Source organism: Sphingomonas sp. DC1600-2, assembly GCF_049897605.1.
GTDB lineage: Bacteria > Pseudomonadota > Alphaproteobacteria > Sphingomonadales > Sphingomonadaceae > Sphingomonas.
The window spans coordinates 161,640-188,403 of record NZ_JAFCWO010000002.1; the positions used below are offsets into that span (position 1 = coordinate 161,640).

The 26,764-nt window shown below is 64.9% G+C and carries 23 protein-coding genes; 10 read left to right on the top strand and 13 right to left on the bottom strand.

Annotated features, from left to right (window positions below; all coding sequences use genetic code 11):
* Nucleotides 1–152 precede the first annotated feature (152 nt).
* The 3 genes from ACP7BL_RS04235 to moaB are packed head-to-tail and all read left to right on the top strand — an operon-like array spanning nt 153 to nt 3,239.
* Complete coding sequence (locus tag ACP7BL_RS04235; protein WP_033966370.1) at nt 153–905, top strand: uracil-DNA glycosylase; 753 nt, start codon at nt 153–155, stop codon at nt 903–905.
* Nucleotides 902–2,722: a lytic transglycosylase domain-containing protein gene (locus ACP7BL_RS04240; RefSeq protein ID WP_426257708.1), complete on the top strand. Its 1,821-nt coding sequence runs from the start codon at nt 902–904 to the stop codon at nt 2,720–2,722. Before ACP7BL_RS04235 ends, ACP7BL_RS04240 begins: the two co-directional genes overlap by 4 nt.
* The gene (moaB, locus tag ACP7BL_RS04245) at nt 2,712–3,239 is read left to right on the top strand and encodes a molybdenum cofactor biosynthesis protein B (RefSeq protein WP_426257709.1); all 528 of its coding nucleotides are present in this window, start codon (nt 2,712–2,714) and stop codon (nt 3,237–3,239) included. Before ACP7BL_RS04240 ends, moaB begins: the two co-directional genes overlap by 11 nt.
* A gap of 25 nt (nt 3,240–3,264) precedes the next feature.
* On the opposite strand, the gene ACP7BL_RS04250 is transcribed toward moaB, so the two are convergent.
* Entirely contained in the window at nt 3,265–3,780 is a 516-nt protein-coding gene (locus ACP7BL_RS04250; RefSeq protein WP_426257710.1) for a YbjN domain-containing protein, read from the bottom strand.
* 59 nt (nt 3,781–3,839) lie between these two features.
* Nucleotides 3,840–4,175: a VOC family protein gene (locus ACP7BL_RS04255; protein ID WP_126845740.1), complete on the bottom strand. Its 336-nt coding sequence runs from the start codon at nt 4,173–4,175 to the stop codon at nt 3,840–3,842.
* A gap of 59 nt (nt 4,176–4,234) precedes the next feature.
* Here ACP7BL_RS04255 and ACP7BL_RS04260 point away from each other — a divergent pair, with 59 nt between their 5' ends.
* The 3 genes from ACP7BL_RS04260 to ACP7BL_RS04270 are packed head-to-tail and all read left to right on the top strand — an operon-like array spanning nt 4,235 to nt 7,000.
* Nucleotides 4,235–5,308, top strand: coding sequence for a PA0069 family radical SAM protein (locus tag ACP7BL_RS04260; RefSeq protein WP_426257711.1), 1,074 nt, complete (start codon nt 4,235–4,237; stop codon nt 5,306–5,308).
* A 44-nt stretch (nt 5,309–5,352) separates the two neighbouring features.
* Nucleotides 5,353–6,696: an alginate export family protein gene (locus tag ACP7BL_RS04265; RefSeq protein ID WP_426257712.1), complete on the top strand. Its 1,344-nt coding sequence runs from the start codon at nt 5,353–5,355 to the stop codon at nt 6,694–6,696.
* 10 nt (nt 6,697–6,706) lie between these two features.
* Complete coding sequence (locus tag ACP7BL_RS04270; RefSeq protein ID WP_081988809.1) at nt 6,707–7,000, top strand: DUF167 domain-containing protein; 294 nt, start codon at nt 6,707–6,709, stop codon at nt 6,998–7,000.
* A gap of 133 nt (nt 7,001–7,133) precedes the next feature.
* Here the strand turns inward: ACP7BL_RS04270 and ACP7BL_RS04275 are convergent, their stop codons facing one another.
* Complete coding sequence (locus tag ACP7BL_RS04275; RefSeq protein WP_426257932.1) at nt 7,134–8,717, bottom strand: long-chain fatty acid--CoA ligase; 1,584 nt, start codon at nt 8,715–8,717, stop codon at nt 7,134–7,136.
* Between the two features lie 93 nt (nt 8,718–8,810).
* Nucleotides 8,811–12,407: a DNA polymerase III subunit alpha gene (gene dnaE / locus ACP7BL_RS04280; protein WP_426257713.1), complete on the bottom strand. Its 3,597-nt coding sequence runs from the start codon at nt 12,405–12,407 to the stop codon at nt 8,811–8,813.
* Nucleotides 12,408–12,568: 161 nt separating this feature from the next.
* On the opposite strand from dnaE, the gene ACP7BL_RS04285 reads away from it, so the two are divergent.
* Nucleotides 12,569–13,114: an HdeD family acid-resistance protein gene (locus tag ACP7BL_RS04285; RefSeq protein ID WP_126845745.1), complete on the top strand. Its 546-nt coding sequence runs from the start codon at nt 12,569–12,571 to the stop codon at nt 13,112–13,114.
* Here ACP7BL_RS04285 and ACP7BL_RS04290 read toward each other — a convergent pair whose 3' ends face one another.
* The 6 genes from ACP7BL_RS04290 to ACP7BL_RS04315 all read right to left on the bottom strand — a co-directional run bounded on the left by ACP7BL_RS04290 (nt 13,115) and on the right by ACP7BL_RS04315 (nt 19,853).
* Entirely contained in the window at nt 13,115–14,005 is an 891-nt protein-coding gene (locus ACP7BL_RS04290; protein ID WP_426257933.1) for an aspartyl protease family protein, read from the bottom strand.
* Nucleotides 14,006–14,024: 19 nt separating this feature from the next.
* Nucleotides 14,025–14,504, bottom strand: coding sequence for a glutathione peroxidase (locus tag ACP7BL_RS04295; protein WP_033966381.1), 480 nt, complete (start codon nt 14,502–14,504; stop codon nt 14,025–14,027).
* Nucleotides 14,505–14,515: 11 nt separating this feature from the next.
* Entirely contained in the window at nt 14,516–15,106 is a 591-nt protein-coding gene (locus tag ACP7BL_RS04300) for a GNAT family N-acetyltransferase (protein ID WP_426257714.1), read from the bottom strand.
* Nucleotides 15,103–15,777: an ABC transporter ATP-binding protein gene (locus tag ACP7BL_RS04305; protein ID WP_126845749.1), complete on the bottom strand. Its 675-nt coding sequence runs from the start codon at nt 15,775–15,777 to the stop codon at nt 15,103–15,105. Before ACP7BL_RS04305 ends, ACP7BL_RS04300 begins: the two co-directional genes overlap by 4 nt.
* Nucleotides 15,770–17,020 carry a lipoprotein-releasing ABC transporter permease subunit gene (locus ACP7BL_RS04310; RefSeq protein WP_426257715.1) on the bottom strand — a complete coding sequence of 417 codons (1,251 nt, stop codon included), beginning with the start codon at nt 17,018–17,020 and terminating at the stop codon, nt 15,770–15,772. Before ACP7BL_RS04310 ends, ACP7BL_RS04305 begins: the two co-directional genes overlap by 8 nt.
* Before the next feature lie 406 nt (nt 17,021–17,426).
* Nucleotides 17,427–19,853, bottom strand: a complete 2,427-nt coding sequence (locus tag ACP7BL_RS04315) for a TonB-dependent receptor (RefSeq protein WP_426257716.1) — start codon at nt 19,851–19,853, stop codon at nt 17,427–17,429.
* Between the two features lie 259 nt (nt 19,854–20,112).
* On the opposite strand from ACP7BL_RS04315, the gene ACP7BL_RS04320 reads away from it, so the two are divergent.
* Together ACP7BL_RS04320 and ACP7BL_RS04325 are read left to right on the top strand one after the other, a co-directional pair.
* Nucleotides 20,113–20,583, top strand: a complete 471-nt coding sequence (locus ACP7BL_RS04320; protein ID WP_426257717.1) for an Hsp20 family protein — start codon at nt 20,113–20,115, stop codon at nt 20,581–20,583.
* A gap of 132 nt (nt 20,584–20,715) precedes the next feature.
* On the top strand, nt 20,716–21,003 hold the full coding sequence (locus ACP7BL_RS04325; protein WP_426257718.1) for a TM2 domain-containing protein: 288 nt from the start codon (nt 20,716–20,718) through the stop codon (nt 21,001–21,003).
* A gap of 51 nt (nt 21,004–21,054) precedes the next feature.
* On the opposite strand, the gene ACP7BL_RS04330 is transcribed toward ACP7BL_RS04325, so the two are convergent.
* The 3 genes from ACP7BL_RS04330 to secG form a co-directional block, all read right to left on the bottom strand.
* Entirely contained in the window at nt 21,055–23,865 is a 2,811-nt protein-coding gene (locus ACP7BL_RS04330; protein WP_426257719.1) for a DUF3857 domain-containing protein, read from the bottom strand.
* Between the two features lie 163 nt (nt 23,866–24,028).
* The gene (locus ACP7BL_RS04335) at nt 24,029–25,663 is read right to left on the bottom strand and encodes a CTP synthase (RefSeq protein ID WP_033966388.1); all 1,635 of its coding nucleotides are present in this window, start codon (nt 25,661–25,663) and stop codon (nt 24,029–24,031) included.
* A 98-nt stretch (nt 25,664–25,761) separates the two neighbouring features.
* Nucleotides 25,762–26,169 carry a preprotein translocase subunit SecG gene (gene secG / locus ACP7BL_RS04340; protein ID WP_033966389.1) on the bottom strand — a complete coding sequence of 136 codons (408 nt, stop codon included), beginning with the start codon at nt 26,167–26,169 and terminating at the stop codon, nt 25,762–25,764.
* A gap of 235 nt (nt 26,170–26,404) precedes the next feature.
* Here secG and ACP7BL_RS04345 point away from each other — a divergent pair, with 235 nt between their 5' ends.
* Nucleotides 26,405–26,740: a MarR family transcriptional regulator gene (locus ACP7BL_RS04345; protein ID WP_126845813.1), complete on the top strand. Its 336-nt coding sequence runs from the start codon at nt 26,405–26,407 to the stop codon at nt 26,738–26,740.
* Nucleotides 26,741–26,764 lie beyond the last annotated feature (24 nt).

Genomic DNA, 26,764 nt, shown 5'->3' on the forward strand with positions numbered 1-26,764 from the left:
GGTGGTTTTCGGCCCCAGTTTCTTGGCTGCTCACATCTCGTCTCCATCGCGGACGCCACCTGCGCATTCTCGTCGCGCGCGCGGCACGTCCTGTCCATCTCCGCGTGCCAGCGAATTGACCTTCACGTCAACATAGGAGTCTAAAGGAACGCATGGGGGCTGACCAGAATATCGATTGGCGTTTGGCGGCGGCGAGCGCGCTGGAATGGTGGCGCGATGTCGGCATCGACACGCTGGTCGACGAGGACGCGCGCGACTGGACCGCCACCCCGCTTGCACCGGTCGAAACCCAGCCACAGCGCCCGGCCCCGCGCGCCGTAGCGGCACCGGTCGTCGTGCCGCTACCGGTCACGCTCGATGCGTTCCTCGCGTGGCGCACTGGTCCCGATGCGCCGGAAGCAGCGTGGCGCGGCGATCCGATCGCGGCATCGGGCAATCCCGCCGCAGACATCATGATTTTGGTGGATGTGCCCGATCGCGACGATAGCGATACCGGCGTGCTGCTGAGTGGCACGGTCGGGCGGTTGTTCGACCGGATGCTGGCCGCGATCGGGCGGGATCGCGAATCGGTGTACCTTGCGCCAATGTGCTCGGTGCGCCCGATGGCGGGCCGAATCGCGCCGGAAATCGAGGCGCGGCTGGTCGAGATTGCGCGCCATCATGTCGCGCTGGTCGCCCCGAAACGGGTACTCCTATTAGGGAATGCGCCCAGTCGTGGATTTACCGGGATGGACGTCGCGCGTGCCCGCGGTAGTTTGCAGGCAATTAACCTCGAAGGTGGCATGGGTGGGACCACGGTTGATGTGGTGGCCAGTTTCCATCCGCGACTCTTGCTGGAACGGCCCGCCGAAAAGGCGCGCGCGTGGAAGGATTTGCAGATGCTGATCGCAGGATTGGACGCATGAGCGCTAGACTGGCTGTCGTCGCCACCTTGGCGCTCGCCGTTCCCGGTGTCGCACATGCGGCGGGGGAGCCGCCGGCCTCGATCGAAACCGCCAGTCCGCGCGGCGTTATTCCCGCACAGCTCGATGTCGAGCAGCGCGAGGGTTATCGCGCGGTCTTCGCCAGCATCCGCAGCCAGAGATGGCAGGACGCCCAGCTTCAGCTCGCCGCGCTCAAGCCCGGCCCGCTCCACGCGATCGCGCAGGCGGAATTGCTGACCGCCAAGGGTTCGCCCAAGGCCGATCTCGACCCGTTGATGAAGCTGCTCGCCAGTGCGCCCGAACTGCCCCAGGCCAAGCAGATCCTGACGATGGCCGCGTCGCGCGGGGGTGTCGGGTTGCCGCCGCTGCCCGAGGCACGCGCGCTCACCTGGATCGACGGCGCGCCCGCCCGCAAGCGCGCGAAGAGCTTCGGCAAAGGCGATCTGCTCGCGGTCGAACTCGCGCTGAAGATGCAGCCGATGATCAAGGAAGATCGCGGGGCGGATGCGCAGGCGCTGCTCGAGGCGACGCCGGGGCTTTCCAGCGACCTGCAGACCGAATGGCAGCGCAAGATCGCCTGGATGTATTTCCTGGCGGGTGACGACAGCAATGCCCGCGCGATGGCGCAGAAGGCCGCCGCCGGATATGGCGATTTCGCGGTCGAGGGCCAGTGGGTCGGGGCGCTGGCGGCATGGCGGCAGCATGATTGCGCCGCCGCTGGCACGCTGTTCGAGGGCGTTGCCGCGCGCGCCAGCGATGTCGACCTGCGCGCGGCGGCACTCTATTGGGCGGCGCGCGCCGACATGCAGTGCGCGCGGCCCGATCGCGTCGAGAACCGGCTGAAGAACGCGGCGCAATATCGCGAGACGTTTTACGGGCTGCTGGCACGCCAGGCGCTCGGCATTCGCGAAACCGCCGCGCACCCGATGGCGGCCGTGGTCGCGAGCGACTGGCAGACGCTTGGTCGCCGCCCCAATGTGCGCGTTGCGGCGGCCTTGGTCGAGATTGGCGAAAACGGGTTGGCCGACAGTGTCATCCGGCAACAAGCGCGGATCGGCGACCCCGCCGAATATCCCGCTTTGGTCCGCCTTACGACGGCACTCGATCTTCCCGCCACGTTGATCTGGCTGTCGCACAATGGCCCGGTCGGCGCGACGCCGCCAGTCGAGGCGCGCTTCCCCGCGCCCAATTGGGCACCCGATGGCGGCTGGCGCGTCGACAAGGCGCTGGTGTTTGCGCACACGCTGCAGGAATCGCGCTTCCGCACCGATGTGGTCAGCCCGGCCGGGGCTTACGGCCTGATGCAGGTCCGCCCTGGTGCCGCGACCGACATTGCGCGCAAGCAGGGCCGCAATTTCGACCGCAGCGCCCTCTCCCGCCCCGGCACCAATTTCGAGGTGGGCCAAAGCTATCTCGAGCAATTGCGCGACCAGCATTGCACCGACGGTCTGCTGCCCAAGGTGATTGCGGCATATAACGCCGGGCCTGGGCCGGTCGAGGCGTGGAACGCGCAGGCCCGCGACGGCGGCGATCCGTTGCTCTACATCGAATCGATCCCGTTCTGGGAGACGCGCGGCTACGTCACCACGGTGCTGCGCAATTATTGGGTCTATGAGACGCAGACCGGCAAGACCGCCTCGGTCAGCCGTGCCGCTTTGTCGCAGGGCCTGTGGCCGCGCTTCCCCGGCCTGCCGGGGGCAGCAGCGGTTCGCCTGACATCGAGCGCGTCCTCGGGCCGCACGATGGCGAGCACCACGGCGACCAGCCCCTCGAGACAAGCGATCGCCCGTGCCGATTGACGAAAGCCTGACCTTCCAGCCCGTCCGCATTGCCGTCCTTACCGTCTCCGACACGCGCGGCCTTGCCGAGGATCGTTCGGGCGACACTTTGGTCGCGCGGCTGGAGGGTGCCGGACATGTGCTGGCCGCGCGCGAGATTGTGCGCGACGATGCCGACCTCATCGTCGGCACACTGCACCGCTGGATCGACGATCCGCAGATTGACTGCATCATCACCACCGGCGGCACAGGCGTGACCGGGCGCGACGTAACGCCCGAAGCAATCGAACGCGTTGCCGACAAGATGATCCCGGGCTTTGGCGAACTGTTCCGCTGGCTCAGTTTCCAGACGATCGGCACCTCCACGGTGCAATCGCGCGCCTGCGCCTGCGTGACGCGCGGCACCTATATCTTCGCGCTGCCCGGCTCCACGGGCGCGGTGAAGGACGGGTGGGATGGCATCCTGGCGAGCCAGCTCGACAGCCGCCACCGCCCCTGCAACTTCGTCGAACTGATGCCGCGTTTGCGCGAGCGCTAAGCCCGGTAAGGGGCGCGATGATCCGCTACTTCTTCGCCGCCGCGCGCTTTTCATCGAGGAATTTGGTCAGGTCGGCATCCATCGTCTGATACCAATCGACGATGTCGGCGAAATTGGCGAAGGTGGTCTTGCCGACGGCGGAGAAATCCATCCACTCATCGAGCGTGCCCTCCTTGGTGACCACGATCTTCAAAAAGCGCTTGTCGCGATTCCACTCATTGGCGAGTTCGGGCGTGAACAGCGGCTCGGCCTTGTACCAGCTGGAGAATTGGTAAGAGTTGCAGTCCTTCACCCCGGTGCAGCCGTAAAACTCAATCGTGAAGGACGATCCGTTGGCACCGCTGAGCACATAGGGCTCGCCCGCCTTGTTGGTCTTGAGTTCGGCCTTGTAGCCTGCGTCGTGCAACGCCTGCACCACCACCGGCGGCTGGCGCAGGTCGAGCAAGCGCTCCTTGTTTTCCTCGGCCCGCGCCGCCAGCGGCAGCAATGCCGAGGCCGCGAACAACACCGCCGTCAAACCGCGAAGATACGAACGAATCATGGAAAATCCCCCGGAAATCTTCGTGATGTCTATCACCCAGATCTTGGCGGACAAGCACTTCACCTTGGCTGCATCACCGCCAATTCATGCCCCGCCACATCGCGAAAATGAAACCGCCGCCCGCCGGGAAACGCAAAAATCGCCAGCGTGATCTCGCCCCCCGCCGCCTGCACCGCCGCTTCCGCCATCTCCAGATCCGCCACCTCGATCACCGGCAGCGGGGCCGCGGTCTGTTCCGCGATATCGCCCTGCAGGCCGATATCCGTGTCCCCGCTCATCGTGGAGGCATAGCTTGGCCCGAAATCGGTGAAATCCCATCCAAAAGCAGCCGCGTAAAAAGCCTTGGCCGCAGCAAGGTCGCCGACCGGCAATTCGAGATAGTTCAGACGCGCCATCGCTGAGTCTCCCCCTGAATGTTCTTGTTACGTTCTCTAGCACCTGCTACGATCTGTCAATGGCCCAAAACCGCCCCCAGCGCGGCGCAACGCTCAATGGTGAAAGCAGCCGCTTCAACTTGCCCGAGCGCGAGGCGGATGGCGACTGGCTTGACGACCGCGACATGCTCGACGGCACCCCACCGCGCCTGCGCACCACCGTGACGGTCGAGCGGCCGCGCACGATCATCAGCCGCAACAGCTCACCCGACGTGCCCTTCGATCGCTCGATCAACCCGTATCGCGGGTGCGAGCATGGCTGCATCTATTGCTTCGCGCGGCCGACCCACGCCTTTCACGACCTTTCGCCGGGGCTCGATTTCGAGAGCAAGCTGTTTGCCAAGCCCGATGCCCCGGCGCTGCTGCGCACGGAATTGTCGAAGCGCGGCTATGTCGCCCAGCCGATCGCGTTCGGCACCAATACCGATCCGTATCAGCCGATCGAGCGCGAGTGGCGGATCACGCGGGGTTGCATCGCGGTGCTGGCCGAGACCAACCACCCGCTGACCATCACCACAAAATCGGACCGGGTAGTGCACGATCTCGACCTGATCGCGCCGATGGCGGCCAAAGGGCTGGTGGCAGTGGCGATTTCGATCACCTCGCTCGACCCCAAGATCGCGATGACGGTCGAACCGCGCGCGCCGACCCCGAAGCGGCGGCTGGCGGCGGTGCGCGCGCTGGTCGCGGCGGGCGTGCCGACGCATGTCTCGATCGCGCCCGTCATCCCCGCGATCACCGATCACGAAATCGAGCATCTGGTCGAGCAAGCGGCGGAGGCGGGCGCGCGCTCGGTCTCGTTCATTCCGGTGCGGCTGCCGTGGGAGGTCGCCCCCTTGTTCAAGGCCTGGCTCGACACGCACTTCCCCGACCGCGCGAGCAAGGTGATGGCGACGATCGCCTCGATCCGGCAGGGCCGCGAAAACGACCCCGGCTTCTTCTCGCGGATGCGCGGCAGTGGCCCCTGGGCGGACTTGCTGCGCACGCGCTTCCTCATCGCGTGCCGCAAGCATGGGATGAACCAGGAGCGGATGGTGTTGCGCACCGACCTGTTCCGGCCACCGCCGGGGCCGCAAGGCGATTTGTTTGGGTGACGCCGGGTGGGCGTCGTCCGCGATCTTTGCTATGCCCGCGCCGGATGCGGGGGCTTCTGACATTTACGGTGCTGGTCGCCGCCGTTCCGGCTTACGGCCAGGTGCTGCCGCGCGCGCCCCAGGGCGGCGATGTCTCGGCGAACATCCGCCTGCGCTACGAAACGATCCGCGATCAGGCGCGCGCGGGCGTACCCGTCGATGAAGCCTCGACCCAGTTGCGCACGATCGTGCGTGCGACATATCGCAGCGGCCCGCTGACGCTGGGCGGGACGCTGTTCGACAGCCGCGCGCTCGATGCTCCGCGCCCAAGCGCGCTGTCGACGAACGAGGTCAATGGCTTCGAGCCGGTGGAGGCGTTTCTCGGGCTCGATCTGGGCGATGCCGCGCGCAAGCGGCTCTACGGGCATGTGACGCTTGGGCGGCAGACCGCCGACCTGCGCTCGCGCCGGTTGATCGCCAATGACGATTACCGCAACACCACCAACGCCTTTACCGGAGCCCGGCTCGATCTGGCCGACGGCGATCGCTGGAATGTGACCGCTTTCTATCTGCTGCCGCAACAACGCTTGCCCGACGATGCCGCCGGATTGCGGACCGGGCGCGTAGTGCTGGATCGAGAGGGGTTCGATACGCGCATCTGGGCCGCGACGGCCGGGCTGCCGCGCCTGTTCGGTCGCGTTGCGGGCGATATCGGCGCGTACCGCTTCGAGGAACGCGACCGCCCGGACCATGCGACGCGCGATCGTCACCTGACGACGCTGACCGCACGGCTGGTCGCCCCCGCCAGCCCGGGCAAAACCGATGGCGAAGTCGAGATCATGCGCCAGACCGGCACGATTGCCGCCAGCCTTGCCCCCACCGCCGCACGCGTGCCGGTGGAGGCATGGTTCGCGCACGCGCGGATCGGCTATCAATGGACCAGGGCATGGACGCCGCGTCTCGCCGTCGAGGGCGATTATGCTTCGGGCGACCGCCGCAACGGCGGCTATGGTCGGTTCGACACGCTGTACGGCATGCGCCGCGCCGATTTTTCCCCAGCGGGGCTGTATAATGCGGTGACGCGCAGCAACCTGATTTCGCTCGGACCCCGGCTGGAGGTGACGCCGTCGCCCCGCGTGGACGCGATGCTGTCGGTCAAGAAACTGTGGCTCGCCTCGGCGCGCGATGCCTTTGCCACCACCAGCGTGGTCGACCCGACCGGGCAATCGGGCCGCGATGCCGGGTGGCAGAGTGATGCCCGCGTGCGGTTCTGGGCGGTGCCCAAGCGCCTCCAGCTTGAGGCCGACGGAGTGTGGCTGGCAAAGGGCCGCTTCCTCGCCAGCGCGCTCAACCGTGCCAGTGACCACGACACGCTATACCTGTCGCTCAACGCGTCGGTATTCTTTTAAGAAGGCGGGCATGAGCCGCATCAAGAACAGCTTCCCCCCGCGCGAGGAACTCGAACGATTGATCGATGCGCACGGGCATTTGACGATCCGCGCAACCCCCAATGCGGGCGCGAACGACATCCGCCTGCCCGCCGATGGAGCGCCCGCTGTGCTCAACGTGCGGACCACCGTGACGCCCGAGGATGGCAAGGCCAATGACGCGATCCTCGCCTTGCTCGCCAAGGCGCTGGGTCGACCGCGATCGGCGCTAACGCTGGTGCGCGGCGCGACCGCGCGCGACAAGGTGGTGCTGGTGACGCGCTAGCGCGGGAGTATTGCCGCGAATCCCCGTTCGCCCTGAGCTTGTCGAAGGGCACCTCTCAAAGTGCAGGACGCGCGTGGGGCGAGCGGGGCTTCGACAAGCTCAGCCCGAACGGAAAGAAGCGGAAGCCTCAGCTTCAGGCCGCCGCCAGCACATGGTCCTTGAACTGTTCGCGCAAGGCAGTTTTGAGCAGCTTGCCGGTCGCAGTGTGCGGCAGCGCCTCGACGAACACGATTTCATCGGGCAACCACCATTTGGCCACATGACGGCCAAGGTGGACCAGAATCTCGTGCGGGGTCACCGCACTGCCGGGCTTGCGCACGACGACCAGCAGCGGGCGTTCGTCCCATTTCGGGTGATACACGCCGATTGCCGCCGCCTCGGCAACGCCGGGGCAGCCGATCGCGGCATTTTCGAGATCGACCGAGGAAATCCACTCGCCACCCGATTTGATGACGTCCTTGGCGCGATCGGTGATCTGCATCGTGCCGTCGCCGTGGAGCACCGCGACATCGCCGGTGTCGAACCAATTGTCGGCATCGACCGCGTCCTCCGTGGCCTTGAAGTAGCGTTTCACCACCCACGGCCCGCGCACTTGCAACCGACCCGAACTGGTGCCGTCGCGCGGCAGCACAGCCCCCGCATCATCGACGATACGCAATTCGATGCCGAAGGGAATCTGCCCCTGCTTGCCGACATGGTCGAGTTGGGCCTCCGCGCTCATCTCGTCCCAATGCGGCGGCGGAAAACCGGCGGTGCCGACCGGCGAGGTCTCGGTCATCCCCCACAGATGCTTGACCTCGACGCCCATGCCCATGATCCGCTCGATCATCGCGCGCGGCGCGGCCGAGCCGCCGATCGTCACTTGGCTAAGGAAGCGTGGCACCTCGCCGGTCGCATCGATATGGCCGAACATCGCCAGCCACACCGTCGGCACGCCCGCCGAATGCGTGACCTTTTCCTGGTTCATCAAGCGGCACAGCACCGCCGGATCGTTGACCGCAGCATAAACGAACTTCGCGCCCGCCAGCGCGCCCGCGAACGGCAATCCCCAGGAGGCGGCGTGGAACATCGGCACGACCGGCAGCACGACGGCGGAAGGCGACAGGTTGAACACCCAGGGTGCGACTTCGGCCATCGCGTGGATCACGGTCGAGCGATGTTCGTACAGCACGCCCTTTGGGTTACCCGTGGTGCCGCTGGTGTAGCACAGCATGCAGGGATCGCGTTCCGGGCCTTCATGCCAGGCATAGGCACCATCCTCCTGCGCGATCAGCGCGTCGAAGCCGCCATCGTCGAAACAGACATAGCGTTCGATGCTGGTCCACAGCGGTTTCAGCCGATCGACCAAAGGCTGGAACTGCTTGTCATAGAGCAGCACGCGGTCTTCGGCATGGTTGGCGATATAGACGAGTTGTTCGTCGAACAGGCGCGGGTTGATGGTGTGGATCACCCCGCCCATCCCGATCGTGCCATACCAGGCGACCAGATGGTGGCTGTGGTTCATCGCCAGTGTGGCGACGCGGTCGCCGGGCTTAAGCCCGATCCGCTCCAGCGCCTGCGCCAGTTTGCGGGCATCGCGGGCAACACCGGCCCAATCACTGCGGGTTTCGCGGCCATCGGCCCAATAGCTGACGATCTCGCGCCCGCCATGCTCGCGCGCGGCGTGATCCAGCAGCCGCGGCACCCGCAATTCGAAATCCTGCATTCCACCGAGCATAGACATCCCTCCGCCTGCGGGGGGGGGCGGCGGCGGCATCATGGTGCCCGGTCGCGTGCCCTCCCCTAACCCCTCCCGCAGGCGGGAGGGGGATTATCCGACGAGTGCCAGCCGCGCCTCTGCGGTTCTCAGCACTACGTTAGAAACATCCTGCAAGGCTTCGATCCGCGCGGCAAGCTCTCCGTCGAGTAGAAAGTCGCGCCCGAGCAGCACGCGGGTCGTCTCGCCGGGCGAAACCGCGACCGTCGCCCACACCTCGCCGCGTGCGCCGCGCGCTTCGGACAACATGCTGGCGAGCGCCGCCATCGCGCCCGGTGCATCGACCGACAGTTCCAGGCAGAAGCGCGCGTTGGAGGCGAGCGATTCGAACGATTGCAACCGCTTGACCGACACGCGCGGGGTTTCCTCGCCAGGGCGACGATCGAGCTCGACCGTCGCCAGACCGCAGCCACCGGTGCGCGCGCATTCCTCCAACTCGGCGGCGACCGCATCATCGAAGCAGGTCGCCATGAACTGGCCCGACGGGTCCGACAGCGTCGCCATCATATAGCGCTTGCCGCGCGCCGAGGTGCGCCATCGCGCATCCTCGACCAGCACCGCCATCGTCGCACCGGCGCGGGTGCCGTCATCGGGAATGTTGAGTTCGCCCAGTGTGACGAAGCTGCGCGCGCCGTGCAGCTTGGCCAGATGGCTGTGCCGGTCGACCGGATGCGCCGAGAAATAGAAGCCGAACGCCTCGCGCTCCTGGTCCATCCGCTCGGCCATCGTCCAGCGCGCGGAAAGCGGGAATTTGATCGGCGGTTCGGAGGCTTCGGCGGTGCCGAACAGACCGCCCTGCCCGCTGATCTTCTGTTCATGGATGCGCGCGGCGGTGGCGAGGATCGTTTCGGCGCTGGCCACGATGCCGGCGCGATTGTCGTTCAGCGCATCGAACGCGCCCGCCGCCGCCAGCGTTTCCAACTGCCGCTTGTTGAGGATGCGCGGATCGATGCGGCGTGCGAGATCGTCGATCGACTCGAACGGCCCGCCCGCCTCGCGCTCCGCGACGAGCTTTTCCATCGCGCCTTCGCCGACCGATTTGAGCGCGGCGAGCGCGTAGCGCACGGCCAAGCCGCCGCTCTCGGCGACGCCGGTGTCCTCGACCGAGAATTCGGCCTCGCTGCGGTTGATGTCGGGGGGCAGGATGGCGACGCCAAGGCGGCGCATATCGTCGATGAACACGCTCAATTTGTCGGTCTGCGCCTGATCGAAGCACATCGAGGCGGCGAAAAATTCGTGCGGGTGGTGCGCCTTGAGCCAGGCTGTCTGATAGGACAGCAAGGCGTAGGCGGCGGCGTGCGACTTGTTGAAGCCGTAGCCGGCGAATTTGTCGATCAAGTCGAACAATTCGTTGGCCTTGGCTTCGGGAATGCCGTTGATCGTCTTGCAGCCCTCGACGAAACCCGCGCGCTGCGCGTCCATTTCGGACTTCACCTTCTTGCCCATCGCGCGACGCAGCAAATCGGCTTGTCCGAGCGAATAGCCGGCCAGGATCTGCGCCGCCTGCATCACCTGTTCCTGATAAACGAAAATGCCGTAGGTTTCTGACAAGATGCCTTCGAGCAGCGGGTGCGGATAGGCGATCTCTTCCTGCCCATTCTTGCGACGGCCGAACATCGGGATGTTGTCCATCGGGCCCGGACGGTAGAGCGAGACGAGCGCGATGATGTCGCCGAAATTGGACGGGCGAACGGCGGAAAGCGTGCGCCGCATGCCTTCGGATTCGAGCTGGAACACGCCGACCGTGTCGCCCTTTTGCAGCAATTTGTAGACGCCCTCGTCATCCCATTCGAGCGCGTCGAGATCGACCACCACGCCGCGCGCGGCCAACAGGTCGATCGCCTTTTTGAGCACCGACAGCGTCTTAAGACCGAGAAAGTCGAACTTCACGAGGCCCGCACCCTCGACATATTTCATGTCGAACTGGGTGACGGGCATGTCCGAACGCGGATCGCGGTAGAGCGGCACGAGATCGGCAAGCGGACGGTCGCCGATCACCACGCCCGCGGCGTGGGTCGAGCTGTGGCGCGGCAGGCCTTCGAGCTTCATCGCCAGATCGAGCAAATGCCGCACGCTGCGATCGTTCTTATATTCGCTGTGCAGTTCCGACACGCCGTCGATCGCGCGTTTCAGGTCCCACGGGTCGGCGGGAAGGTTGGGGATCAGCTTGGCAAGCCGGTCGATCTGGCCATAGCCCATTTGCAGCACGCGCCCGGTGTCCTTCAACACCGCGCGCGCCTTCAGCTTACCGAAGGTGATGATCTGCGCGACCTGGTCGCGGCCATATTTCTCCTGGACGTAGCGGATCACCTCGCCACGCCGCGTTTCGCAAAAGTCGATGTCGAAGTCGGGCATCGACACGCGTTCCGGGTTGAGGAAGCGTTCGAACAGCAGGCCGAGTTTCATCGGATCGAGATCGGTGATGGTCAGCGCCCAGGCGACGACCGAGCCCGCGCCCGAACCACGCCCCGGCCCCACCGGGATGTCATGATCCTTCGCCCATTTGATGAAGTCCCCGACGATCAGGAAGTAGCCGGGGAACCCCATCTGGATGATGACGTCGAGCTCGAAATCGAGCCGCTTGCGGTACGGCTCGCGCCAGTCCGAATCTCCCCTCCCGCTTGCGGGAGGGGTTGGGGGAGGGCCTGAACCAGCCGCAGAAGACTCCCCTCCCCCAGTCACACCCGCAAGCGGGAGGGGAGCAGAAACCGCGAGTTGTTCGATCCGGTCGAGCCGCCGCTCGAGCCCGGCATGGGCATCCTCGCGCAGCTTGGCGGCCTCGGCGGTGGGATCGCCGGCGAGGCTCGGCAGGATCGGCTTGCGCTTGGGCGCGCCGACGCCGCAGCGCTGCGCCACCACCAGCGTGTTGGCGATCGCCTCGGGCAAGTCCGCGAACAGCTCGCGCATGTCCTTGGCTGGCTTCATCCACGCGTCCGGCGAGGTGCGCGGCCGGTCTTCGCTGGCGACATAGGTCGAATTGGCGATGCACAGCAACGCATCGTGCGCTTCGCTGAAATCCTGCGTGGCGAAGCAGCACGGGTTGGTCGCGACCAGCGGCAGATTGCGGTCATAAGCGAGATCGAGCAGCGCCGGTTCGGCCTTGCCTTCGATCTCGTCGAGCCGCCGGGTCAGCTCGATATAGAGCCGGTCGGGGAACAAGGCCTGCAGGCGATCGGCATAAGCCAGCGCGCGATCGGGCTGATCCTCGGCGAACAGCCGCGCCAGGGCACCTTCACGACCGGCGGTGAGCGCGAGCAGGCCGTCGGTGCGGCCCTCCAGCGCGGCGAAGGGGACGTGCGGCGCGAGTTCGAGCGGGCGATCGAGATGCGCTTGCGATACCAGCACGCACAGATTGCGATAGCCATCCTCATCCTGTGCGTAGAGCGCGATCCAGTCGAGCACGGGCGGTGCATTCTCGGGCATATCAGGGCGAGCGACGCCGAGCATCGTGCCGATCACCGGCTGCACCCCCGCCGCGCGCGCGGCATCGCCAAACGCCATCGCGGCGTACAGGCCGTTACGGTCGGTCAAGGCGGCGGCGGGAAAGCCCAGTTCCTGCGCGCGTTTGGCAATCGCCTTTGGCTCGATCGCGCCATCGAGCATGGTGTAGGAAGAGAATATCCGAAGGGGTACGAACGCGGAATGGGCCATTCCGGTTGGTAGCGCCCAACGCGCCGATTCGTAAAGCTGCGAACTCGGCAGCGGCCGCGTTGCCCGTAAACTTACGTATAGTGCGCCTGACACGATCGGCGTTCTGATATAAAAATCAGCTTGTTCAACGCCCCCCCGTGCACTTCACCCTGGAGACAGACATGAGCGACACGACTTTCGGTTCGTCCACCACATCCGCTCGCGTCGGGACCGGTTGGCTACTGGCTTACGGCCTCCTCAGCATCGCGGTCGGCATCACCGCATTTCTCTGGCCGGTCAGCGCGACGCTGACCGCCACGCTGCTCGCCGGGTCCTTCCTGATCGCGACCGGTGCGATCGCGGTAGTCGCGAGCTTCGGCCTGCGCGGCCATCATTTCTCCGCTTACACCTTGCTGAGCGGCATCCTTTCGCTGGCGATCGGCGCGTGGATCATCGTCGAACCCGCAAGCGGCGCGGTCTCGCTGACGTTGCTGATCGCGATTTGGCTGACCGCGCGCGGCGTGATCGAAATCGCTATCGGCACGCGCTTCCGGCGCTTCGGGATCAGCCTGATCCTGCTCGGTATTCTTAACATCGTGCTGGCGGTGTGGATCATCTGGGGCATCCCCTTCACCGCGCTGACGCTGCCGGGTTATGTGCTCGGGATCAGCTTCCTGTTCAGCGGCATCACCGCCACGCTGCAGGCGATCGGCACGCGCGGGCGCTGATCACTCGCCGATCGAAAAGGCCCCATCGGCATGCAGCACCAGCGTCATGCCCGATAGCAGATCGAACCCCAAAACTCCGGTGGTACGCCCCTCGACCACCGCCGCCTCCGGCAACGGTTGCGGGGCGTCGCCCACCTTCAGGGTAACGGGGCCGACGATATCCATGGTCACCGTCTTCCCCCCAACCCCGCGGCTCTGCGCGGTCCGCAGCCGGGGAAGACGGGTGGCGGCAGTGGCCGGGATCGCACTGCGCCAGGCACCGCTATCGACCAGAAAAAACGGCGTATCCGCCCCCTCCCCCACGCCGACCGGAACATGCGGACGCCCATCGCCGCGCCAGCCTGGTGCCGCAACCCGAGCGCCCTTGGCCAGAAGACGGCAGGCCACCGCACCCGCGTCCGCCACGGTCGCCACGCCACCGCGAAAATCGACGCGCACACACCCCGTGGCGGCCAGTGCCTGCGGAGCGATAACGCCCGCCAGTCCCAGCGCCTCGAGCGGCCCCAGCGGCATCGCCAGCACACGGTCCACATGGCGAAGCGGCGCGCCCTCCGCCGTCGCGATATCGACACCCGTCACATAGCGCCCGGCGACGGCGACGCCGCCGCTATCGGCACCGGTCTGCGTCGTCGCCCCGCTCAGCCCGAGCTGGGTCGCAGTACGCTCGCTCAGCACGATTTCGGAGGCACCCGTGTCGAACAGAAAGCGAAGCGAAGTGCCGCCGATCCGCAGCGTCACGATCGGCAACTGCGCACCCACCGGATGCCCATCGAGCTGCTGCGGTCGCTCGATCGCGATGGAGCGCTCAGGGATAGCTTCCGCCATGACGGGCGACGCCACCACCATCGCTATCGCTGACCCCAACGCCACCGAGTAGCGCGTCAAAACCATACCGCCCACGACGTACCTCTCAGAGCAGCTTTTCGATATCCGCCGCAATCGCCTCGGGCTTGGTCGTCGGCGCATAGCGTTCGACCACTTGCCCGTCCTTGCCGACGAGGAATTTGGTGAAGTTCCACTTGATGCCCTCGGTGCCAAGGATCCCCGGTGCCTGCTTCTTGAGCGCGACGAACAGCGGGTCGGCATTGGTGCCGTTGACGTCGATCTTGGCGAAGACCGGGAAGGTCACATCATAGGTCAGCGAGCAGAAATTGGCGATTTCCGCGGCATCGCCCGGCTCCTGCGCGCCGAACTGGTTGCAGGGGAAGCCAAGCACCTCAAACCCACGATCGCCGAATTGGCGGTGCAGCGCCTCCAGCCCTTCATATTGCGGGGTGAAGCCGCATTTGGAGGCGGTGTTGACGATCAGGAGCACCTTGCCCGCATAAGCCGACAGGTCGACCGGCGTGCCGTCGGCGGCTTTAACCGTGAGATCGGTGATGGCGGGCATGATCGAGCTCCTCAGGCGTGGCGCGCGAGCAGGAAGCGCAGATTCGGCCGCACCCCGGCCCATTCGCTGGCGATGATCGAATAGACCACAAGATCGCGCACGCGACCATCCATCACTTGATGGTTGCGCAGCACACCATCGCGCTTGGCCCCCAGCCGCTCGATCGCGGCTTGCGAACGCTTGTTGAACCAGTCGGTGCGGATCTGCACGGCGTTGCAGCCCATCACCTCGAAGGCGTGGGTGAGCAGAAGCAATTTCGCCTCAGTGTTGACGCCGGTGCGCTGCACCGACTTGGCGTAGAAGGTCCCGCCAATCTCCAGCCGCTTATGGCCTTCATTCATCCGCATATAGCGCGTCAGGCCCACCACGCGGCCATCGGGCGTGCAGACGGTAAACGGCATCGCCCGCCCGAAATCGCGTTCCTTGAACAGCGCCGCCATGAAGGCGTCGGGGTCGGTCAGCGTCGACGCGTTGGTGAAGAACAATTCGCTGATCTTCCCATCCGCCCCCGCCGCGACGATCGCATCGCGGTCGTCGAGCACGGTCGGGCGCAGCGTGACGTGATCGCCGGTGAGCGTGGGGGGTGTGGTCCAGGCGCTCACGCGAGCCGCCCCTCGTGCAGGCGCACCACGCGGTCCATCTTCAGCGCCATCCGCTCATTATGCGTCGCGACCAGCGCCGCCGAGCCCTCGCCGCGCACCAGCCGCAGGAATTCGGCCAGCACCACGTCCGCCGTCGCCTCGTCGAGATTGCCGGTTGGCTCGTCGGCCAGCACCAACGCCGGTTGATTGGCGAGCGCGCGGGCGACCGCGACGCGCTGTTGTTCGCCGCCCGACAATTGGCTCGGGCGGTGCGTCAGGCGGTGGCCGAGGCCAAGCGCGGTGAGCAAAGCCGTCGCGCGTTCGTTCGCCTGGGCGTGGGTGCGATCGCGGATCAACTGCGGCAGCACGACATTTTCGGTCGCGTTGAAATCGGGCAGCAAGTGATGGAATTGATAGACGAAACCGAGCGAATCGCGCCGCACGCGGGTGCGCCCGTCCGAATCGAGCTTGGCGACTTGCTCGCCCGCGATGCGGATCGAGCCGCCAAAACCGCCCTCAAGCAGCCCGACCGCCTGCAACAGCGTCGATTTGCCCGAGCCCGACGGCCCGAGCAACGCGACGATCTCGCCCGCGCCGACATGCAAATCGACCCCGCGCAGCACTTCGATGGTTTCGCCACCCTGGCTGAACGCGCGCGTCAGGCCGGCAACGCTGAGGACGGGTTCACTCATAGCGCAACACCTGCACGGGATCGGTGCTCGCCGCTTTGAGCGCGGGGTAGAGCGTGGCGAGGAAGCTGAACAAGAGCGCCATCAGCGAAATGACGGTCACTTCGACCGGGTCGGTCTTGGACGGCAATTCGGTGAGGAAGCGGATCGAGGGATCCCAGAGGTTCTGCCCCGTCACCAATTGCACGAAATCGACGATATTTTGCCGGAAGTGCAGGAAGATGAAGCCAAGCACCAGCCCAGCGACCACGCCCAGCGCGCCGATGGTGGTGCCGACCGTCATGAAGATACGGATCATCGCCCCCCGGCTCGCCCCCATTGTTCGCAGGATCGCGATGTCGCGCGTCTTGGCGCGCACCAGCATGATCAGCGAGGACAGGATGTTGAACACCGCCACCAGGATGATGATCGACAGCACGGTGAACATCGCCACGCGCTCGACCGAAAGCGCCTCGAACAATTGCGCGTTCATTTGCCGCCAGTCCTGGATCACCGCGCGCTGACCGACTTGTTTGGCGAGCGGGGCGAGGATCTGGCCGACGCGATCGGCATTGTTGGTCTGTACTTCGATCATACCGACCGAATCGCCCATCATCAGCAGCGTCTGCGCGTCTTCCATCGGCATGATGACATAGGCTTTGTCATAATCGTACACGCCGATCGTGAAGATCGCGCCGACGGTATAGCTGACGATGCGCGGCACGGTGCCGAACGGCGTCGTCTGTCCCTGCGGGCTGATCAGCGAAATCTGGCTGCCGACCACCGCCCCCAATTGGTCGGCCAGGCCCGATCCGATCGCAATCACGCCGCTGCCCGGCTTCAACGACGCGAGCGAACCCATCACCACCTTGCTGCCGATGGTCTTGTTGCTGCGAATGTCCGACACCTGCATCCCGCGCAGCAATATGCCTTCGACGCGGCCGTTATAGGTGGTCATCAGCGGCTGCTCGATCATCGGCGTGGCGCTGGTCACGCCCGGCGTCTTGTCGGCCAGCGCGACGATGTCGCGCCAGTCGCGCAACTGCCCGGCATAGCCCTGCACCACGGCATGGCCGTTGAGCCCGACGATCTTGTCGAACAGTTCGGCGCGGAAGCCGTTCATCACGCTCATCACGATGACAAGCGCGGCGACGCCGAGCATCACGGCGACGAGACTGATGCCAGCGACGAGGAAGATGAACCCCTCGCCTTTGCCGGGCAGCAGATAGCGCCGGGCGATCATGCGTTCATAGCGGGAGAGGATCATGGGGCCCGCTCTACGGCGCACATGCCGCGCTGGCAACTGTTGCCCCCTGTTGCGCAAGCGCCACAGCAGCGCCGCAATCGCTACGGATCGGCCATATTCCCCATGACAAGCCGCTCACGCACACTTAACGCTTCTGTCACTGACACACAGGCAACGGCCGTGGTTCGGGGAATGCTTTCAGCGCCGCCGCAAGGCGTGCAGCGAGGGCGAGATGGGGGCTGACGAGCGATCGTCACGCAGGCGTCCGGGTCGGAAACGGCCCGGACGTTTGCATTTGGGCGAAGGTGGCCATGCTGGCCACCGATCCGCGCAGCGGATCGCCCAAATCGGACGGCGGGTCGCCCCCGGCGAACCCGGCCGACGGCGGCTTTGCCGTCGGCGCTACCACCGTCACCCCGGCCACGCCTCAAAACGATTTGGAAATCGTCGCGCCAAAGGTTCGGGGATCGCCCGGCTGCCCGACGATCAGCCCGGTGCTGCCCGACTGCGTCGACAACAATTCGAAATAATCCTGGTCGAACGCATTATGCACCCAGGCAAAGACGTTGAAGTCCTTCTTGCGATAGCCAAGCCGGAAGTTGGACAGCGAATACCCCTCGATCCAGGTGTAAGCCGAAGGCGACGGATTGGACGAGAAGCGCGAGCGAGCGCTGCCATCATACCCCAGATAGACCTGCCCATCCCCGCCGCCGACCGGCACATTATATTCGCCGCCATAGGAGAAGGACCATTTCGAGATGCCGGGCAGACGCTGCCCCGAAATATCGCACACCACCGGGCTCAATGATCCCGGCACCCCGGCCGGACCAGGCGTGCCCGTCGTCACCGTGCCGCCGGAGAGCTCGGGCGGGCACGGCGCGTTGGTGAATTTCTGGTAGATCGCATCGGTATAGGCCCCGTTGAGATACAGGTTGAAGCGCTTGCCCGGGCGGAAGCTCGCGTCGAACTCCACCCCGCGCGACCGCACCTTGCCCGCATTGGCAAGATAGCCGCGGATCACGGTCAACTGGCCGTTATTCACCGTCGCCTGATAATCGGCGATCTCGGTCCAGAATCCGGCGACGTTCAGCGTGACGCTGCGATCGAAAAATTGCGTCTTCAGGCCCAGCTCGAACGCATCGACCTTTTCGGGCTTCACCGTCTGCGTGGTCAGATCCACCGCCGTCCCCGCCGCATTAAGCGGCAAGCCCGACAAATTGATGCCGCCCGATTTGAAGCTCTTCGCATAGGTTGCATAGCCATGCACATCAGCCGCAAAATCATAGGACAGCGTCACGTCCCCCGACACGTTCCATGCGCTGAAGCGTGGCGCATAGCTTTGCGGGGCAAGCGTGGCGGACTGATCGGCGTTCAGCGTGGTGCTGCCGCTGCCGGTGGTGACGACCGAGACATAGGAGCCGCTCTTCTTGTCGTAATTGACGCGGATGCCCGGCTGGACGTGGAAATGGTTGAACGCTTCCCAGTTCAGCTTGCCGAACACGGCGAAGCTGGTGTTCTTGAAATTGATCGTATTGGTCGAGGTCAACCCGTTCAGCACCGCCGGGTTGCAGGCATTGGCGGTCGGGGACGCGCACCCGCGCGATCCCGCCGGCACGTTGCCGGGGTTGAGCAAATACCGGCTCGCTGCCGATCCCTGCACCTGCGACCCTTGCGTGTTGATCGTCTGGTGGAACAGGAACGCGCCAACCGTGTAATCGAGCTTGTTGGTCCCGTTCGACGCGAGCCGGATTTCCTGCGATTCCTGCTCCTGCTGCGACGGGTTCTGCGACACCGTGGTGATCGGCAGGCCAATGAAATCGCGGTCATTGGCCGGCTTCCAGTCCCAATAGCGCCATGCCGACACCGAGGTCAGCGTGGCCGCCCCAAAATCCCAATTGGTGACGAGCGACGCCCCGCCCACTTCCTGGCGCGAATTGATCTTGGCATCGAGATCGGTGACGCGGTCAAACGGGTTGGTGCTGGGCGGGGCATAGCCGAACGCCGCCGCCAGCGCCGGATATTGCCGGTTCGCCGCGCGCTGCGTGGTGCCGACGCGCGCGTAATATTGCGCGCAGCACAATGGGTTCTGCACGTTGAGATCGCCCGCCAGCGTCAGGCTGAGCGTGTCGGTCGGCTTGTACAGCACTTGCCCGCGAAACCCGATATTGCGCTGGCGGTGGAGATCGGTGTTGCTGGCCACATCGTAAATCGTGCCGTGCCGCGTCGTTGCCGAGGTCGATAGGCGGATCGCCAAAGTGTCGGTGATCGGCCCCGAGATCGAAGTCTTGCCCTGCACGAAATCATAATTGCCGACGCTCAGTTCGGCGCGCGCCTCGGGCGTAAAGCTCGGCGCGCGCGTGGTGATGTTGAGCGCGCCCGCCGTCGTGTTCTTGCCATAGAGCGTGCCCTGCGGCCCGCGCAGCACCTCGACGCGGTCGACATCAACAAAATCGAAGGTCGATGCCCCGACGCGCCCGATATAGACGCCGTCGATGTAGAAGCCGACGCCCTGTTCGATCCCGTCATTGGTGAGCCCGAACGGCGCGCCCAGCCCGCGAATGTTGATCGCCGAGTTGCGCGGGTTGCTCGAATAGAATTGCAGCGTGGGCACTTGCTGCTGCAGCCGGTTGACGTTGAACGCGCCACTGTCGGCCAGCGTGCGCCCGCTAAGCACCGATAGCGCGATCGGCACGGTCTGTTCGGTCTCCGCGCGGCGGCGCGCGGTGACCACGATATCGCCCGTATTGCCCTGTGCATCGCCATCGGTCACCTCCGGCGCAGCGGGTTCCGGCGGCATCGAAAGTGGCGCGAGCGTCGCATGGGCAAGCAGAATGAGCGGCAAGTGCGCAAGCATGAACGTCCCCTTGTTCCCGGGCGTTGCCCCGAGTCGGCACATAATGCCCATCGTTTGAGGGGATATTCACGCCCTCTCCTTCTTTGCCCCACCAAAGCTGGTCTTTAGCGCCACGAAATTCTGTACCGGCAGGTCTTGAACTGACGCCGAAACGAACCAGATTCTGGGCGTGCGGTGCCCTTGGGGCCGCACCGGGCGGGGTCGCGCAGGTGGCGGGCCCGGCTCGACGTACCGACACTCGCTTGTAAAGGAGTTCATCATGCGTCAGTTCGATTTGACCCCCTATCGCCGCTCGACCGTCGGCTTCGACCGGCTATTCGACATGCTCGAAGCCAATGCCCGGCAGCAGAGCGCCGACAATTATCCGCCCTTCAACCTCGAACGCCTCGATGGCGACCGCTATCGCATCACGCTGGCGGTGGCAGGCTTTGGCCGCGATGAGATCGAGATCACCGCGCAGCAGAATCTGTTGCAAGTGAAGGGCCGCAAGGATGAGAAAGAGGCCGCATCCTCCTCGTTCCTCCACATCGGCATTGCCAATCGCAGCTTTGAGCGTCGTTTCGAACTCGCCGATTTCGTGCGGGTCGAAGACGCCCGGCTCAACGACGGCCTGCTCACCATCGACCTGGTCCGCGAAGTGCCCGAGGCGATGAAGCCCAAGACGATCGCGATCAAGACCGGCACCCCGCTGGTTGCGGTCGAGGACAAAGGCGCGGCGCAAGCGGCATAATCCAGAGTTCGTGTTTTTTTTGGGCGTCCGGGTTCTTCCCGGACGCTTTTTTTGGGCGGAGTTCCCCGATCAAATAGTTTGCGCCTCAACCTCTTCGGAGATAGCCTCAGTTGGTACAATGGGGGAGATGATATGGCGCTGACAATTTCAGAGCTTTCGCTGGTTGAGCAGCGCGTAGCCAATGATGGGCCAAGCACCGGTGTCGCATATCTGCTTTGGTTTTTTCTTGGTTGGATTAGCGCCCACCGGTTTTACCTTGGCAGGCCTGCCACCGCCATATTGCAAATCCTATCGTACTTTATCCTGATTGGTTTTATCTGGTTGTTGATAGACGCGTTTCTCATTCCGGGCATGGTCCGTGACAAAAAGAACGAGATCCGAAATAACGTGATGACCCAATTGTCCGGGCACGTGGCCTGATGCGGCCCGCGGTGGCGGACGTATCAGCCGCCACCGCCGACCTGCCAATCGTTACCGCGCCTTGATCCCATAGCGCGCATAATGCCGGTCGACGCTCGGGGTGATCCGCCGGGCGATCTTCAACTCGCTTGCCGCCTCGGCATCGCGGCGGAGCTGTTGCAGCACGACCGCCCGCAGGAAGCGGCTGGCGGCCTGGCCGGGCTCAGCGGCAAGAACCGCATCGAGATCGGCCAGCGCGTCCTCAAACCGCCCCAGTCGGAACCACACCATCGCCCGGCTGTCGAGCGGGCCACTGGTGTCCTCGCTCAGCTCGATGGCCCTGGTGCAGTCCTTTACCGCCGTATCGAGCATCACGCTGCGCGTGCCCTTGGTCCAGCACCGCGCATTCATGAGACTGGGCGAACCCGGCTTATCGGCAATCAAGGCGTTGAACTGCGTGATCGCCTCTCCCGGATCGCCATATTCCCCGATCAGCCGGGCCTTGGCGACGCGGAACGTCGTTCGCATCTCCCCGCCAAGCGCGATCCGCTGGTCGAGCAGTGCAAGCGCGCCTGCCAGATCGCCGCTTTCCGCCTTCAGCATCGTCACACGGCCGATCGCGGCTTCCGATGACGGGTCGAGCGCCCGCGCCGCCTCGGCATCCGCCAGCGCGGCTTTGACATCGCCCATTTCGTAGAGCGACGCTGCGCGCTTCAAATACAGGTCGATAGACGGTTCAATCGCGATCGCCTTCGTCCAATCGGCAACCGCCCCCACGCGATCCCCCGTATTCGCCCTGAAGGAACCGCGCGTGGCATAGGCACTGCTGTCGTCGGTGGTGACAACGATCGCCTTGGCCAGGACCGCGTTGATCGCGGTGATCTGCGACGCGCCAGCGGGATCGCTTGCGCCAATGTCCCATTTGCGCGCCGTCGCCACCGGGGCGACCAGACGCGGTGCCCGCGCCTTCGCGGTCGCCACGGCATCGCGCTCGATCGGGATGCGCGCGACCGGCACTTCGCGGCCGACAGTGTCGATCCGCTCGTCAACCGTAACGACCCCGCCATCGAGCTTGGTCGTACGTGAAATTTCGTAACCCGCGACGTGTTCTTTCATGTCGGGCTCGCCCTCGATCGCGAAGCCGCGCCCCCGGTCGGGCAGACGCAACCGCAACCGATACCGCATCCCGTAAGGATCGCCCGTCGCCACCGGAATCGTCGCCCACGCGACCTTGCTGCGATCCGGCGCGAAGGTGACGTTGTCGAGCGCCCGCGCCAGCGCGCGCTTGCGCCGGCGGTCATCGGTCGTCCAGGCCGAATTGACGACGCCATGCGCCTTCAGCGTGACATCGCCGGTAACGGGATCGGGGACCATCGCAGTATCGGAAAACTGCCCTTCACCAAGGTAAGTGGTGAAAAACCCGCCAACCGCGTCGCGTTCTTCTTTCTCCCCCATCTGCGTCTTGGCCAGGGTCAGCGCCGCCGCATAACCGCCATGGACCACCGCCACCGCATCCACGGCACTCGGCAAATCGACGCTGGCGCTCTCATCGACATCGACCGTCAGATCCACCATCGGCCGGGCGTTGGCGTGGGTCGCGATCTTCAGCAAATCGGCACCCGCCGCGCGCACCGGCAAGCCATAGCCGAACGGCGGTGTGTCGTGGATATCGATCAGGCGCGCTCCACTGCCGGTGCCGTCCAACCACAGCGTTTGTCCATCGATCGTCGCGCGCACCAGCACGTGGTTGAACGCCATCGGGCTGGGCAGACGGTCGGGCACGATATCGCCCAGCCCGATATTGGCGAGCACAGGCTCAGCCTCGATCTTCATCGCCCGCAACAAGGTCAGCAACAGCAGCGTCTTGGCCTTGCAGTCGCCATACCGCACCGCCCAGGTCCGTTCCGGCTTTTGCGGGACATAATTGCCGCCGTTCATGCCCACCGCCAGATACCGGATCTTCTGCTGAACCAGTTCGAGCGCCCGCTCCGCGCGGCCGATCGGCGTCGGGTCGGCCTTCATGATCGCGGCGGCCTCGGCCAGGATCGGGTCGTTCAGATTGGTCGATTCGGGCGTCGCATATAGCGGGGCCATCACGCGCGAGACGTCGGCCCAATCCTTGAATGTCGCCAGTTCGATCAAGGGCGGATGGCGAAAGCGGACCGGCGCATCCGCAGGCATTTCGGGTTGCTTCGGGGCCGGCAGGGGGATGGTGACTTCGCTATAGGCACCGTTGCGCACCGGGGTGAGCGTAACGCCCTCGGCGAGCAGCTTCCATTTGGGCGGCGTCGCGGTCGGCCAGGAGAAGCGCATTTTGGCATAACCAAGCCGCGTCGGTGCGGCGAACACCGGCATCACCGTCTGTACCCGTCCGCCCAGCGCCGCGTCGGTCGTCGTGGTCGACATCCGCAGTCGCAGCACGTCGCCGACCTGCAACCCCTCCACCGCCATCGTCGCAGTCAGAATGCCGGTCAGTTCGCGCTGCTCCAGCGTCTGCTCGCGCCGTAGCACCGTGAATTTCTCGCCCTTCGCGAGCAGGTCGATACGCTCGGTCCCACGCAGGATCGAGAGTTCGTGGATGATCAGATCGCCCTTGTCGGGCACCCACGGCAAGGCGAGCGACGTTGCCTGCGCCAGCAGCTCGGGCGACGTGATCCGCGTCGCGCTATCGACATAGGCCCATAAGCGCCCATTCTCGATGCGTTGCTGGACGTCGAAGATCAAATTCGGCGGCGCGCCTGCGTCCAGCTTGGCAAGGTCGGGCATCGCGGCCATGACGATCCAGCTCGGCGCGGGCTGATAGAGTGGGGCTTCACTTGCAAAAGCGACGGAAGGCATCCCGGCAGCAATAACCGCCAGGCTCACCGAGTGAAAAAGTCGCAAATGATCCCCCTTACGTCTTCAAGTCCGTAGACAAGACTATGGGCGGAGGCGGCACGAAGCCAGTGCAATCTTTAAGGATTTTTGGCGCGGACTGACAATTTCAGGCACCTCCACCCCCTTTGTCAGTTTGCAGCAATCCTCCCACCACACCGGACCGGCGCGATCAGACCAATCGCGACTGTTTGACTGCCGCCGCTACGAAGCTTGCGAACAAGGGATGCGGATCGAACGGCTTGCTCTTCAATTCCGGGTGGAATTGCACGCCGACGAACCACGGATGGTCGGGCCGCTCGACGATTTCGGGCAGCATGCCATCGGGCGACATGCCGCTGAACACCAGGCCACCTTTCTCCAGCGCCTCGCGATAGGCGGTGTTGACCTCGTACCGATGGCGATGGCGCTCGGAAATGTCGGTGCCGCCGTAAATGGTCGAAACCACGCTGTTGCCGTCGAGCTTGGCGTCATAGGCCCCAAGTCGCATGGTGCCGCCCAGATCGCCGCCTGCCTCGCGCGTCTGCACGCCCTCGGCTGTCATCCATTCGGTGATCATGCCGACCACCGGCTCGTCGGTCGGGCCGAATTCGGTCGAGCTGGCATTGGCAATGCCCGCCAGGTCGCGCGCACCCTCGACACAGGCCATCTGCATGCCGAAGCAAATGCCGAAATAGGGAATTTCGCGCTCGCGCGCGAACCGCACGCTGGCGATCTTGCCCTCGGCACCGCGTTCACCAAAGGCACCCGGCACCAGGATCGCGTGCATCGGCTCGAGCCGCGCGGCAATGTCGCTATCGGGCCCTTCGAACAGCTCGGCGTCGATCCATTCGACATTGACCTTCACCTTATTGGCGATGCCGCCATGGACCAGCGCTTCGTTGAGCGACTTGTACGCATCCTGCAAACCGACATATTTGCCGACGACGCCGATCGTAACTTCGCCCTCGGGGTTGGTCAGCCGGTCCATGATGTCGGTCCAGCGCGACAGATCGGGCGCGCCGCCGGGCAGGATGCCGAAGGCGTTGAGCACCGCGTCGTCCAGCCCCTCCTGGTGATATTGCACGGGCACCGCGTAGATGCTCTTCGCATCCAGCGCCGGAATCACCGCCTCCTTGGGCACGTTGCAGAACAAGGCGATCTTGGCGCGGTCGCTTTCGGGCAAGGGCTGTTCGCAGCGGCACACGAGCACGTCGGGCTGCACGCCCAAAGCGGCCAGTTCGCGCACCGAATGCTGCGTCGGCTTGGTCTTCAGCTCGCCCGCCGCGGCGATATACGGCACCAGCGTGACGTGGATGCTGATCGAATTGCCGCGCCCGAGATCGTTGCGCAGCTGGCGGATCGCCTCGATGAAGGGGAGCGATTCAATGTCGCCGACCGTCCCGCCGATTTCGCACAATACGAAATCGAGATCGTCGGTCTCTGCTTGCGCGAATTCCTTGATCGCATCGGTGACGTGCGGGATGACCTGGACGGTTGCGCCCAGATAATCCCCGCGCCGCTCGCGCGTGATGATCTGCTGATAGATCCGGCCCGAGGTGATATTGTCCGACTGGCGCGAGGCGACGCCGGTGAAGCGTTCGTAATGGCCAAGGTCGAGATCGGTCTCGGCCCCGTCGTCGGTCACATAGACTTCGCCATGCTGATAGGGCGACATCGTCCCCGGATCGACATTAAGATACGGATCGAACTTGCGAATCCGAACGCGATAGCCGCGCGCCTGCAACAAGGCGGCGAGCGATGCCGCCATAAGACCCTTGCCAAGCGAGGAGACCACGCCGCCGGTAATGAAAATGAACCGCGCCATGGGAGAAAAGACCTAGCGTGAAGAGGGGTGGCACGACAAGCGCGCGACTCCGATATTTTTGGAAAAGTGCGCGGACCGGAAGACGGCCCGCGCGCGACTTATTGAGCGAGCGGAACTGCGCCGTTATCGGCCCGGGCGGCGGTGTTGCCGGTCGGCGCGAGCGCGCTGCGTGCGCCGCTGGCGAAGGGAACGCTCGGGTCGGTCTGCGCCGGTGCCTGGATCGGCGCGGTTGCGGCGGCGGGCGGCGGCGTGGTTGGTGCCACCACCTTGGCCACGCGCCCTTGCGCTGCGAGCACGGCGAGCAGGATGCTGAGCGCGATGAACAGACCGCCCAGAATCGAGGTCGCCCGCGTCAGGAAATCGGCTGCGCCGCGCGCCGACATCAGGCCGCCCGGGCTACCGCCCATGCCCAGCCCACCGCCCTCGGAACGCTGCATAAGAACGACCGTCACCAGCGCCAGCGCAATGACGAAATGGACGACGAGGAGAAACTGGAAGAGCAACATGAAGCGGGTTGAATCCTTGGAGCGCCAATGGCGAAGCCGGGCACATAGGCGAGGTGCGCCACGCGATCAACCGCACGCCGCGTCGGACTGGTTGTAAACATTCCGCAATCGAACTGAAACCTGATGCGACCCGGCGCGTTAGGTTCTCAGGAATATCCCCAATTGTGGGGCTTTATCGCGTCATTTGCGGACACTTGCCGTGGCTTCACACACCAATCATGCGCTCACCGAATGGATGGAGACCCTGGTCGATTATGTTCGGTCGGGCGAACCCGATTTGACCAATCGGCAAATGGCCCTGTTGCTGCTGGTATATCTCCAGCCGGGGCCGCACACCGTGCGCGGACTGGCTACGATGCTGAACGTTTCGAAGCCGGTTATAACGCGCGCCTTGAACAGGCTCGGCACCCTGGGCTATCTGCGCCGTCAACGCGACGATAACGACAAGCGTAATATCTTCGTCGCACGTACCTCCGAGGGGGCAGAGTTTCTTGACGATTTCGGGCAGTTCATCGGCGACAGCACGCCACAACCCGCTCCCCAGCGAGCCCTTCGACGCGCCAGTACGTAGGAGCTTCGCGCTCCAGGGCGCGTC